Source organism: Flammeovirga sp. AWQ4_249, from assembly GCF_056161045.1.
In genome coordinates this window covers 257,529-272,368 of the sequence record NZ_JBSWYJ010000001.1, presented here as the reverse complement: position 1 = coordinate 272,368, position 14,840 = coordinate 257,529, and the positions used below count along the sequence as shown (strand labels likewise).

The following is a 14,840-nucleotide window of genomic DNA, read 5'->3' as shown; positions in this document are numbered from 1 at the left end:
ATAGTGTATCAAATCGAATAACACTCTTTATAGTTTATTTTCCTAGATCGGCTTTTTTGTTGCTTTGATCAACAGGAATCATGGTAAAACTATACGAGAATTTATCTTCTAAGAGACGATATTCATCGTGTGGTAAGTAACCCCAGCTGTTGTCACCTCCAACTCCTCTTTGTTTCAAGTCAACATTCAATACGATTAAGTTTCGTTGAAATATATCATTGATATGTCTCTGTCCTTTTTCCATTCCTGGATCAAAATCAGAAATATAATTATGTAATGCAGAAACACTCAATGGTTGATTCCCTACAATTTGTAAGCCGATTCCATCTTTATTTAAAAGAGATAACCATCTTACATCTGTTTTATTACCATTTTCTTGAGGACGTAAGTAAGCATGATACTGATCTGCAACTTTGCTTTCATATACCCCTACTCTTGTTGCGTTATTTCTATCTTGATAATTTTCGACAGGACCTCTACCGTAGAATTTGAAGTTATCAAATTGACCAGGCATTACCATTGAAATTCCAAATCGAGGTAACTCTGGTAGGTCTTTTTGTTTTGAAATATCCATAGAAGCTTCTACACCAATGTTTCCGTTTCCTTGGATTGTATATTTCAAATTGTAATCACTTTGAATATCCTTTAGGAAGAATGTAATATCTACAACTACTTGATCTCCTTCTTCTTTGATATCCATCGCTTTCACCCATTTGTTTCTACTCGCGTTTCTCCAAATGTTACTTTCCTTTTGCATATGATTTCCAAAATCATTGTCAACCGGTGCTCTCCAGAAATTTGGTTTTGGAGCATCTTTTATTAACTCTTGTCCTTTATAAGTCCATTGTCCAATTTCCCCCCACTCACTAATCCATACCGTAGCATCTTTAGTTTCAATACCAATCCAGTTACCTTCTTTTTTCACCTTTGGTTTCCCCTCAGCTTTAGTCACTGCTTGGAAATATTGACCATTACCAATCATAAACTGATCATGTGCAATAGAATGACCTTTTGGAATCATTTCCGTAGCTTCTGTTGTTACAACATCAAAGTTTAAGAAATATTCTGTACCTACTTCAGGCTTTATTTCAGGAAGAACTACTTGAATTTCCTTTGTTTGATGCGGTGCTATATTAAGTGCTACTTCTCCTTCTTTGATGGCTTCACCATTTTTTAAAACAGTATAAGTCATCTTGTATTTCGACAGATTTGTAAAGTCAAATTCATTAGTAATTTTTACCTTACCTGCAGCAGCATCCACTACATTAAACTGTACATTTTGATGTACATATTTCACTTCATACAATCCTGGATGAGGTTTACGATCTGGATCAACCAATCCATTCAAGCAGAAATTTTCTTGGTTAGGATACATCTGTGAATTGAAATCTCCACCATATGCCCAGTACATATTTCCGTTTTCATCTTTTGTTTGAATACCTTGATCTACCCAATCCCAAATAAATCCACCTTGCATATGTGGTTTACTTCTTACAATATCCCAAATCTCTTTGAAATTACCATTAGAATTCCCCATTGCATGAGAGTATTCACACATGATATAAGGACGTGTTTTATCTGTTGCATCTGCATACGCTTGAATCTGTTTCATCGGAGGATACATTGGACAGACTACATCCGTATCTCTTTTTTCTCCAGCTTGCTCAAATTGTACAGGTCGAGAAGCGTCTCTTTCTTTTAACCAATCGTAGATTTTGAAAAATGTTTCACCATTTCCACATTCGTTGCCCATTGACCATAAAATCACAGAAGGATGGTTTTTATCACGCTCTACCATAGATTTTACTCTATCAAAATGTGCTTCATACCAATCCGCATTGTAGGCAGTATGTCTTGCAGTATCAAAAGTTCCCTGATGTTCTGCACCTAATCCATGTGCTTCTATATTAGCTTCATCTACTAAATACAATCCATATTTATCAGCCAAGTCATACCAACGCGTATCATTTGGATAATGGCTTAAACGGACTGCATTAATATTATTTTGCTTCATCACTTCGATGTCTTTCAACATCATGTCTAAAGTATTGGCATGTCCTCTTGTTGGATGATGTTCGTGTAAATTGACTCCTTTCACCAATACAGGAACTCCATTGATATGTAATTGAGCATTTTTAATCTCTACTTTTCTAAAACCTACTTTTGAAGATGTAGAAGAGATTACATTTCCTTTGTTATCTTTTTGAGAAAGGACCATTGTGTATAAATAAGGGTCTTCTGCACTCCAACGGTTTACCTTATTTATTTTTCCTATAAACGGCACATTCTTGCCCTCACCTTTGTTTATAGATACAGTCGCTTTTTTGAGCAATACTCTTTTCATGTTTGCATCAAATAATGCAACTTCTACTGCTCCAGTAAAATTCTTTTGGTCTTTGTTTTTAACCGCAACATCTAGATTAAATACTCCATTTTTATAAGACTTATCTAGTGATGCTTTTACTTCAAAATCTTGAATTTGCGTTTTTGGCGTGGCATATAAATAAACTTCTCTATCAATTCCACTAATTCTCCAGAAATCTTGATCTTCAATGTAAGAACCGTCTGACCAACGATACACTTCTACTGCTATTTGGTTTTCACCTTCTTGAAGATATTGAGAAATTTCAAATTCGGCAGGTGTTTTTGATCCTTGAGAATAGCCTACTTTTTGTCCATTTACCCAAAGGTACATGGCTGATCTCACCCCTGCGAAATGAACATAAACTGTTTTATCTTCGAAAGTTGAAGGCAGTGTAAATGTTCTTTTGTATGAACCTACAGGGTTATCATTATGCGGAATATGTGGAGGATTTACAGGAACAAAAGGATATTCTACATTGGTGTAGATTGGAGTACCAAATCCTTGTAATTCCCAGTTAGAAGGAACATCAATATCAGCCCATTCTTGAACATCATAGTCCGTTTTATAAAAATCCAACGGTCTATCTATAGGTTTCTTTACCCAATTAAACTTCCAAGTTCCATTTAAAGATAATACACTCTCATTTACAGCTTTATTGTTTTCAAAAGCCTGTGTTTCAGAAGAAAAAAGCGTAAAGGTTGCATGGGCTTCTTCTTTGTTTTCTCCAATCATTTTAGGGTTTTCCCAATCATTTACTGATTGAGCATTGATCCCAAATGAAGCAGCTAACAACAAGCCTAATAATATATTTTTTTTCATTTGTCTTTTACTATGAAATTAGGTTGAATGTCGATAGTTAAGTGTGAATAGTTTGAAAAACCACAGTGGTTTAAGTTAGCTACATTCAAAAACTACTTATGGTTTTTCATTGTAACTATTCACTTAATAACTACTTTGTAATGCTAGTAAATTAGTCCTAGTAACCAGGATTTTGTTCTACTGCTCCATTAGACAAATCAATTTGTCGTTGTGGAATTGGGAATACTGTATGTATCAAAGGATTGAATAAATCACCCTTGTAATTTCTATCTCCATTTGAGTTTATAATGCCATCGTAGTCATTGTTAAGATTCACATTATAATCTACAAAGTTTGCTAATGCTTGTTCTAGGTCACCCCATCTTTTTAGGTCATAAAAACGCTCACCTTCCATGGCTAACTCCAAACGACGTTCTAATTTGATAGCATCATATAAAGCTTGACCTGAACCTTGGATATCTCTTGATGGATCGTTCCAAGCACGTTGACGAACTTGATTGACATAAAGTAATGCCTTTCCTTCATTACCTGTTTTGTATGCGGCTTCAGCTGCCATTAATAGAACATCTGCATAACGAATAATCTTATAATGGAAAGCATCTTGACGCCATTCACCTAAACGAAGTGTTGGGTTATAAAATGCTTTTCTATTGATTCTTCCTGAAGTATTTGAAAAATCAGTATCACTACTTTCAAAAGCATTATATGGATATCCATTTGGATCTGGATTTCCTTGAAGATCTATCAATTCATTGTGTCTAATTATCGTAAACGGTCTACGAGGATCTTCAGCTCCATCAGATGTTGTATATGCTAGATCCAAATGGCTTGAAGGAGTGTTATACCCCCACCCATATGCATAAGTAGATTCTTGAGCTCCTGAAAAATTATTATTATTTCTTGAACCATGCCATAATGGAATACCTGAACCTGTTGTTGCGATAGTACTATTTGATACGGCAATTTCAAAAACTGACTCTAATGAATTTGGTGTATTTCCATCCCAAAGATCTATCAATGACATCAATCCATATTCATTACTATTGATTACATTTTCTGACATTGTTAAAGCATTAGCCCAATCTTCTTGATATAGATACACTTTTGCTAATAATGCTTGGGCTGTACCTTTTGTTATTCTGCCCCCTTGATCACCTGCTTGTTGGCTTCTTACTGGAAGGTCTTCAATAGCACTTAATAAATCAGCTGCTACAAAATCCCATGATTCAGCTTCAGTACTTCTACCTCGAGTAAGATCTTCCTCTAATTCTACTCCTGTAGTTTCATGATCCATAATTATCACTCCACCAAAGCTTCTTATCAAATTAAAATAATGGAATGCTCTTAACACTTTTGCTTCCGCAATAATTTGCTTTTTATTTGCCTCTTCAGGAATTAAAGCGGTCTCTGTTCTATTAATTACAACATTTGCACTGAAAATTGCCTTATAGCTGAAGTTCCAAAAATATTGTAAATAACCATTTAATGAGTTTAATCTAAATTCTGAAATTAAGACATACTCTGGAACATCATTTTCATAACCTACAAACGAGTTGTCAGAACAAACATCTCCATAGGTTCTATGTGGATCTTGAAACCACCAATCGTCTCCTTGCAACCAGAAATATGCACCCATCAATCCTTGAGTAGCCTCTTTTTCATTTTGATAAAAAGTATCTGGCGTCAATACACCTTGAGGAGGGTTATCTAAAAAATCTGAACATGACATTCCTCCCAAGAAGATTGCTAATAATAAATATATTGAATTAAGTCTTTTCATGACGTTAAGTAATTTTCTTTAATTAAAATGAAACGTTTATACCACCTAAGATTGTTCTTGGTGTTGGATAAACACCCCAATCGATACCTCTTTGGAAGATACCATATGAACCACCACTTAAGTCAACATCTGGACCTTTGTAGTTTGATAATGTGAATAGATTTTGACCTGAAACAAAGATTCTTAACCTATCAATTCCTTGGAAATTATTGACAGTATAACCTAATTGAATATTTTGAAGTCTTACAAATGAACCGTCTTCAATATATTGTTGTGAGAAGTTATTAAAGTTGTTGATATAACCATCTGAACCTAATCTTGGGTAATCATTTGTAGATCCTTCACCACTCCATGCTCTATCTACTGCACCCTCTAAGAAGTTTGATTCACCTAATGCTCCAGAGTAAGTATACCATCCTAAGCCATTCACAATATCATTACCGTAAGTACCTTGGAATGTAGCTGAGAAATCCCAGTTTTTATAGGTAGCATTTAAAGTTAAACCATAAACTAAATCTGGAGTTGGATCACCAATATACGTTCTATCTTCAGGAGTAATTTGACCATCTCCATTTAAGTCTGCATACTTCACATCACCGGGCTTTGCTGTTGGTTGAATTAAAGTACCATCATTTAGTGAGTGAGAATTAATTTCTTTTTGATTTTGGAAAATACCCAACATATCATAGCCAAAGAATGCACCTACAACACCACCTTCTTCAGTTCTTGTGATATAGTTACCTGATATTCTGTCATCATATCCAGCTTGAATAAAGTCTCCTTCATTTGCAAATTTATCAACTGTAGTATTTACATGAGATACGTTTGCTGAGATACCTAATGACCAATCTGATTTTTGTAAGTTATATGTGATTGTTGCATCCCATCCATTTGTAGAAATGTTACCGATATTAGACCATACCGATCCATCATATCTATCAGCATATCTGTCAGGTTCTGGATAACCTAAATGAGCAGGTACTGAACGAAGTAACAACATATCAGATGTGTAACGATCAAAATAATCAAATGTTAATGTAAACTTATCATTTAAAAATCCTAAATCAATACCAATGTTAGCATCTCTAACTGTTTCCCAAACTAAATCATTATTACCAATTTGACCGATTTCAAAACCTGGAGCCATTTGTGCATTACCATCAGGACTTACAGCATAATCAGCTCTACGTAATGTTGACATTGTTGCACCATTAGGAATATCTTGGTTACCAATAAGTCCCCAACCTCCTCTAATTTTTAATAAACTCAACCATTCTGAGTCTTTCAAGAAGTTTTCATTTGAAATAGTCCATCCAGCAGATAGAGAAGGGAAGTTACCCCAACGATTTTCAGCACTGAAGTTTGATGAACCATCACGTCTAAAATTGGCAGTTAAGAAATACTTATCTCCATATGAATAAGAGAAACGACCAAAGAAAGAAGCTAATGAATAGGGATCATAATTACCATCAATATTAAATCCATCTACCGTTGCTGAAGGTTGTCTTAAATCAGGGTGGTTATTTGGAATATTTTGACCCGAAGCCCATAAACGTGTATCAGAGTAGCTTTCTACAGAACTACCTAATAACACTGTGAAATTGTGACGTCCTATTGCCTTTGAATAGTTAATTGTATTAAACCAAGAGTAGTTCTTTCTAACATTGTGTGATCTACTAATAGAAATAATATTGTTAAAATCATTTGGTCCAACAGTATATTCAGGAGAAAAGCTATTTTCTTCCCAAAGGCTACTGTAATAGGTTAATTGTGTTTTAAATGTTAAGCCATCAATTGCTTCGTATGACAATGCTGTATTTGAGAATATTTTTGATTCCTTTGTTTGATAAAAGTTTCTAGCAATCTGTGCTGCAATATTCCCAGTTAATCTTGTAGAAGGTTCAGCAAAAATACTGAATTCATTCAACCCCTGACGTTGGTCAATTGGTTTATAAATAGCATCTGTAGGTAATGAACGTTGTGCTGTCCATAAAGCATCACCAATACCTTGATCATTTGTTGATGGTGTAAATGTAACAGTCTGCTCTAATGTTAAACGATCAGTTAAATCAATATCCAATCCTAAACGACCAGTAAATCTTTCAAAATTTGCACCTTTAAAAATCCCTTCTTGTTGGAAATAGTTACCACTAAAGTTGTAACGAATTTTTTCCGTACCACCTGTAATGCTAATATTATAATCTTGCATTAACGCATTAGGATTACTTACCTCTCCTACCCAGTTTGAGTTAGGACCACTTAATAGCTCTTCAGAAGGTTGAAAACCTTCACCTCGAATAGCTGATAATCCTCTTAAATATTCGTCTTTGCCAGCTGCTCTTGGATCCTTTGCTAAATTTTGAACACCAACTTGAGCATCAAAAGAAACAGTAAGCTTACCTTGCTCACCTTTAATTGTGTTGATGATAATTACACCATTTGACCCTCTAGCACCATATATTGAAGCGGATGATGCGTCTTTAAGTACTTGAACACTTTCAATATCTTTTGGTGATAAGAAAGTAATATCTTCAACAATTGCATTATCTACCACATATAATGGTGAGTTGTTATTGACTGTACTTAACCCACGAATTAATACAGTTGGTGAACCACCAGGTGTCGTTCCTGAATTAGAAACTTGAACACCACTAACTCTACCTTGTAAAGAAGTGGCAATATCACCAGTAGAAATCTTACGTAAATCATCTCCTTCTGCTGTCGAAATAGCTGAAGTAATTTCACTTTTCTTTTGTGTACCATAACCCACAACTACAATTTCATCTAATTGTGCTGCATCTTCTTCCAAACTAATTGAAATCGTGCTTTGTGATGCTACAGCCACTTCTCTTTGTCTAAAACCAATGTATGAAAAAACAAGAGTTTCTCCTTCCTTAGTTGAGATTGAATATTTTCCTTCAAAATTTGTTGTGGTCCCTTTTGTTGACCCCTTTATCATCACTGTTACACCAATCAAAGGCTCGTCATCAAAGGATGTTATTGTTCCTGATATTTGTCTTTCTTGTGCCCAAGAAAAAGACATCATAAACAGTGTTATTAGTAATAAAAAATATTTTTTCATATTGTAAATCAGATATGATTGATTGCTTAAGAGAAAGCCCGGGTGGAAAACCACCCGAGATTAAAAAATTAAATTATTGTACGTCTGTTTTTTGAACCCTTACTGTATTATTATTTGTGTTGACAGTAATTGTATATTCGCCTGATAAATAGTAGTATACTATAAAGTCACTATCATCAATATTTTCTGCACTTAAATCTTCTTGAGTTGCTGTTAATGTATAAGTCACATCATCTCCTCCATTTACCCATGGAAGACCAAAATCTGCCCAAATTTGATCATCTGATGCGGTTGTAACACCATAGTTTACAGGACCATAATTACCATCATTTTGACCAACAAACTTGAAGAATACTCCATAATCTTGTTCCAAGTCATAATCGTCAGCAAATGTTGTTGTGATTGAATATTCTCCATCAACTCCCGTTGGAGTCATCATAGTCCCCTTTGAAGGATCATACCATGAAGCATCATCAATTCCAATACCTGATCCAATGATATATAAATTAGTTGGCTCTACGACTTCTGGAGTTTTTTCAACGCGAACAGTCATATTGTTTGTATTGACAGTGATAGTATATTCACCTGATAAATAGTAGTATACTATAAAGTCACTATCATCAATATTTTCTGCACTTAAATCTTCTTGAGTTGCTGTTAATGTATAAGTCACATCATCTCCTCCATTTACCCATGGAAGACCAAAGTCTGCCCAAATTTGATCATCTGATGCGGTTGTAACACCATAGTTTACAGGACCATAATTACCATCATTTTGACCAACAAACTTGAAGAACACTCCATAATCTTGTTCCAAGTCATAATCGTCAGCAAATGTTGTTGTGATTGAATATTCTCCATCAACTCCCGTTGGAGTCATCATAGTCCCCTTTGAAGGATCATACCATGAAGCATCATCAATTCCAATACCTGATCCAATGATATATAAATTAGTTGGCTCTACGGCAGCAGTAGTTTCAACAACTTTAACTGTTTGATCATTTGCATTGACTGTAATTTTATATTCACCTGGCTTATTATAATAATAAACATAGCTCTGTAAATCATCAATATTGTCTGAAGAAAGATTCGCAATTGGAGCAGTTAATGCAAAAGTCTCATTATCTGAAGGGTCATTGCTACCAGAAACACCATAGTTTATTGGGTTAAAACCTGTATTCTGACCTACAAAAGTGAAATAAACTCCCCAATCATCTTCTGACAAATCATTAAAGTTTAAAGTAGTTTCAAAAACACCATCACTTACTTTTGTCATCTCCAAACCTAAAGATGGATCATACCAAGAATCATCTGACAATTCTTGTGTACCTCCAGCAAGAATGTAAAGGTTTTCAGCAATAGGGAATACAGGTGCTTCACCTACTAATTCAGCCTTAAATGTTAATTCGTTTAGGTTAAATGTAATATCATATGTCCCTGCTTTATCAAAAACAAAAGAACCTGGATCTAGTACTTCTTCTTCACCAGCTACGACAACCATATCAGTTCCAACAACTACAGAAGTGTTTTCAGCAGGACCATAATTACCTGGCCACCAATCTCTTTGTGAAATGAATTTCATTTCTGCACCAGCATTAATTTTTACTGCTGTAAATTTATATACTCCATCTGTAAGCGTTTCCATTGGCGTTGCAGCAGCAGGACTCCAATTATTTTCTGGGTAATCTGCATAACCTGCTCCTACAAAGTACATATCAGCTTGTGGTACATTATCAGCATCACCTATTCTTAAAACATGAACTGTCATGTTTTCAGTATCTAATGTGATTTCATATTTCCCAGGCTTATAATAGTAAACAATGAAATCGCTATCATCGATATTTTCGGCATTTAAATCTGATTGTGGTCCTGTAACTTGGTATGTTGCATCTTCAGCACCCTCTACCCATGGAGCACCCCACTCTGAACTAACTTGATCTCCAGGTAGAACTCCAAAGTTCACTGGTACATAGTCATTTCTTTGACCTAAAAATTTAAAATAAACGCCATAATCACCACCTGCATCATTTACAAAATTAGCGGTTACTTTAAAGACACCAGGAATATCTGTCAAGTCCATTTTTGTTGCAGAAGAAGGATCATACCATGAATTATCGTCATATCCAATACCTGAACCAATAATATACATTTCTTGGTATGTCAATTCTTCAACAGTAACAGATTGTATTTCTGTAGTTCTATTACCTCCAATACTTGTTGCTGTAATTGTAATATCTCCTGATGGAGCATCTGCTGGGACTTTAAAAGAATAGTCCACATCATATTCGGTTGGCATTGTTTCAGATAAGTCAATTACCTTATCTAAATCCCAATCTAGTTGAGTAATTTGAATAGATTGAATTCCTAATTCATGGGTTACTCTTGCCTGTATCTGATAGTTAAGTCCAGCATACACTTCTGCTGTTGTTTCTAATTCAACTATCGGATTAGTTGGGTCATTAACGTCATCTTCTTTACATGATTGAAAAAAGATGCCTATCATTAAAAAAAATAATAAGTAGAGTTTAGTCTTCATAATAGTACAATAATTTAACTCAGTGTTTCATTTCGTGTCTATTTTACACTACAAATATGAAGAGAGTCATAAAAAAAAGGGGCGTATAATTTTTTTTAAAGGAGGGGCAAATCAGATTAAATGTAAATAAACTTAAATAAATAAAGGGTTAAATCATTTCAAACCCCCATAAATAAATATAATTAAAACTGATAATCAGAATATTACATACATCTTAATGAAAATTATATCACCATGTTAAAAAAATGTTATGTTTAGTATTATTTTTACATAACTAGATTAAAAAAAAGCTTTCTGTCCATCTAAATTCTCAAAATGACACAAAAAAAACTAATTTTACTACTCCTTTTTCCCTTTTTATCTTACAATTTTTTATTTGCTCAGTCCATAATAAACTTCACTACTCAAGATGGTTTATCACATAATACAATCTATCATATTGAAGAAGATGAATACGGTTTCCTATGGATGGCAACTGAAAGTGGACTCAGTGTATTTGATGGAAAAAACTTTAACAATGTCCAATCTACTTTCAGAGATAGTATCCCATCTTTATTTATTACGTCACTATTAGTAGAAAAAAACAAACAAATATGGGTAGGCTCTACGAAAGGCCTGAGAATTATTAATCAAGAACAGCAAAGCATTAATAACCCTGTTGATGAACTATCCAATAAAGTCATATCTTCGATTACATCTTTATCAAATGGATCACATCTAATCGCCGTAAATAGTTTTGGACTTTATTTAGTTGATCAAAATTATAAAATAATAAATCATTGGTATAAAGGAAGTTATAATTACCCTTTATCTTCAAATAATATAGAAACTGTTCTAGTTGATAAGGTTTCAGGTTTAGCATGGATAGGTAATAAGGACACAGGTATTGACATTATCAATTTATCAAATAATTATGTAACTACTTACCCAATAGGAAGAGGTCATAATATGGTACCTTCTTCTAGAGTATATACAATTACACAGGATAACCAAAACAATATTTGGATTGGTACGTCGAAAGGTTTAGCTAAATATGACGCGAGTTCTAAATCAATTTTTAGTATTCACCAACGAGCTTTTTTTAATTCTACAGTTCTGTCTTTAAAAGCAGATCAAGAAGGTAATATTTGGGTCGGTACAGAGTTAAATGGATTATGGAAAATTGACAATGAAAATCAACTCTCTAGAATAGAATTAGATAAAAAAATTAAAAATCAATCTATTCGTGATATTTACATCGATAAACACCAAAACATTTGGATAGGTACGCAAAGACGAGGCATATACTTAATACCAAAAGAAACAAAATCTTTTAAAACTTTAAATACAAAAGAATTAGACTCTGAAATTATTTGGGGTTTAACAATAGATCATAGTAATAATATTTGGTTGGGAACAGATGGCGATGGAATTATTAAATATAATTTAGAAGACAAGAATACCGAATTCTATAATAGTAGTTCTGATAGTTTAAAATTATCCAATAATAATATTCTTACTGCATTTACAGATATTGATGGTCAAATATGGTTAGGTACCTACGATGGAGGCTTAAATAAATATGACCCGAAATCGAATCAATTTTTTATTTATGATCAACAAAATGGCTTACTTAAAAATGATGTTCGATCAATTAACCAAACTGATGATAAGAAAGTTTGGGTTGGTACTAATAGAGGTGGTCTACATTATATTGATGAAAAAGATAACGTTGCTATTTCCATAGATCAAACAAGAAATATGGATATTCGATCAATTGCTGTAAAAGAAAATTCGCTTTGGCTTGGCACTTACGGTGACGGAGGAATTTTTATTTATAATCCTTCAAAAAATAAATTAGCAAAAATTAACCTTCCTATAGAGATAGAAATCACTTTTGATTTATTCTTTGATCAACAAGCAGACATTCTTTGGATTGCTACATATGATAAAGGATTATTGGCTTATCATTACAAAAAGCATGAATTAGAGGAGTTTCACAACTACCCTGAATTATCGAATAATATCATTCATGCTGTTCAACAAGACTTTAACGGTTCTTTGTGGCTAACCACAAATTCAGGAATTGTATCATTTAATTACAATACAAAAGTAGTCACTAAATACAATGTCGCAGAAGGCGTTCAACCGAATGACTTTATGGATGGTTCAAGAGCAATTGATAAAGATGGCGTCATCTACTTTGGAGGTGCTGGAGGTTTAAATTATTTTGATCCTAATGCCATCAAACCAAGTTCTGAATCTCCAAATGTAGTCATTACTCAACTTGAAGTTTTCAATAAAAAAATTAAACCAAATGATGCAACTCAGCTATTAGAAAAAAATATATCTGATACTAAATCAATTACTTTTGACCATCATCAGAAACAGTTTTCTATCCATTTTCAAGGAATTGACCTCAATGATGCGGAAGAAATTCAATACAAATATTTTATGAAGGGCTTGGATAGAGATTGGAACTTAATTGGTAAAAACAACGCCGTCAATTACAGTAATCTATCTCCAGGAAAGTATTCATTTATGGTTTCTGCAAAAAACTTTGGAGGTCCATGGAGTACTCCAACTGTTTTAGAAATAAAAATACAACCCCCATTTTGGGCAACTTGGTGGGCAAATCTTTTCTACTTAGGTATTTTCATTGGTATCATTCTCTACTGGAGAAATTTCACGAATAAAAGAGCACAATTCAATGCAAAACTTCAATTACAAGAGAAGCAAACATTGATGCATAAAGAAAACAAACAGGTTTATGAAGATATTATTGATGAATTAACCACTCCTATTAATCAGGTTTTAATGCCTTTGGAAAATATGATTCATAATAATGCAGACACTTCTCCCAGTCTTCGACGTCAACTGCAGACATTGTATTTTAATGCTTCTAAAATTCATAATATCATTCGTTTTATCTTAGGAAATAAAAAGAGAGAAAACGAAGATTTTAAATTAGAAGTATATCAATATAACTTTAAAACGTTTATCGATAATTTTAAAGAATCTTTCGCTCTACAAGCATCTCAGCTAGGTATTACTATTGAATCACAGTTAAAAGGAAATAATACAACAGGCTGGTTTGATATTGAAAAAATAGAAACTGTTTTACATTTTATTTTTCTTACTGTATTTCAAAATGCACAATCAGGTAACCAAATAATGATCTCCGTTGATACACAAGGAGACGCTGAATTTTCAACAGCGAATATCACAATTTACCTACTCTCCATGGAGGGTAAAAAGTTGATTATCGATTTTCAAAAAAGGAAAACTGCACAAATTGGTATTCCGATGAGTGATTGGTATTTACAAAAACACAAAGGGCATTTATCTCTTCCAAGTGAACATGACCAAAGTATTAGCTTATCTATCCCCATCAATAAAAGTGCTTATTCTTCTGAAGAAATTAAACTTGATGATGATGAGTATAATCCATATTACTTAAACAATGAGCTTTTAAATATTGAAAAAGAAGACATTCAAGAAAAGAAATTAGATTACAAAATTGCCATTTTGGATGACAATAAAGAATCCATCGCGTTCCTATCCAATGTCTTAAGTGAATATCAAATCACTACTTTTAATAATTCCATGGAGTTCTTCCAATACATTACTAAAAATGTAGTTGATTTATTATTGATTGATAATACCTTAAAAGAAGGTAGTGGTATTGATATCATTAAAAGAGTCAAAAAAGATGGAAAACTGGCAATTATTCCAAGTATTTTACTGGAATCGAATTTCACTGAAAAAAATAAAGTAAATGGGTTAATGGCTGGTGCAGATTTGTGTATCTCTAAGCCTTTCCACATTTCAGTGCTTAAAACCCATGTACAAAATCTAATTCACTCTCGTCAATATTTCAAGAGTATATATAGAAATGAAATCCTAACGAATACGAAGGAAGTCATTCCAATGAATGAAGATGAACAATTGATTGCTAAGATTAAGGAATTGATAGATGATAACATGTCTAACCCTGATTTTAATGTACAAAGTATTCAGGAAGAAATAGGAATAAGTCAATCGGCATTATATAAGAAAGTGAAGCAACAAACGGGTAAATCGTCGACAGAATTTTTAAGGGATATTCGTCTAAAATATGCAGCTGAATTACTTAAAAAGAGTAATTTACCTGTTTCAGAGATAATGTTGAAAGTAGGTTTTCTTGATCCAAAATATTTTAGAACAAGTTTTAAAAAGAAATTTGAAGTAACTCCTTCACAATATAGGAAGGAAATCCCTGAAAAGATATAATCAAAAA

Annotated in this window: 5 protein-coding genes; 1 reads left to right on the top strand and 4 read right to left on the bottom strand. The window is 33.4% G+C overall.

Going from position 1 to position 14,840, the window contains the following annotated elements:
* Positions 1–34 precede the first annotated feature (34 nt).
* The 4 genes from lacZ to ACXAHM_RS01045 all read right to left on the bottom strand — a co-directional run bounded on the left by lacZ (position 35) and on the right by ACXAHM_RS01045 (position 10,582).
* Positions 35–3,184 carry a beta-galactosidase, LacZ type gene (lacZ, locus tag ACXAHM_RS01060; RefSeq protein WP_474958533.1) on the bottom strand — a complete coding sequence of 1,050 codons (3,150 nt, stop codon included), beginning with the start codon at positions 3,182–3,184 and terminating at the stop codon, positions 35–37.
* A 157-nt stretch (positions 3,185–3,341) separates the two neighbouring features.
* A complete protein-coding gene (locus ACXAHM_RS01055; protein WP_474958532.1) occupies positions 3,342–4,964 on the bottom strand; it encodes a RagB/SusD family nutrient uptake outer membrane protein in 1,623 nt (540 codons plus the stop codon).
* Positions 4,965–4,986: 22 nt separating this feature from the next.
* Positions 4,987–8,010, bottom strand: a complete 3,024-nt coding sequence (locus ACXAHM_RS01050) for a SusC/RagA family TonB-linked outer membrane protein (protein WP_474958531.1) — start codon at positions 8,008–8,010, stop codon at positions 4,987–4,989.
* 109 nt (positions 8,011–8,119) lie between these two features.
* Positions 8,120–10,582 (bottom strand): hypothetical protein, encoded by a 2,463-nt coding sequence (locus ACXAHM_RS01045; protein WP_474958530.1) that lies wholly within the window; start codon positions 10,580–10,582, stop codon positions 8,120–8,122.
* A 315-nt stretch (positions 10,583–10,897) separates the two neighbouring features.
* Between ACXAHM_RS01045 and ACXAHM_RS01040 the strand changes: the two genes are divergently transcribed.
* On the top strand, positions 10,898–14,833 hold the full coding sequence (locus ACXAHM_RS01040; protein ID WP_474958529.1) for a two-component regulator propeller domain-containing protein: 3,936 nt from the start codon (positions 10,898–10,900) through the stop codon (positions 14,831–14,833).
* The last annotated feature ends 7 nt before the right edge of the window (positions 14,834–14,840 follow it).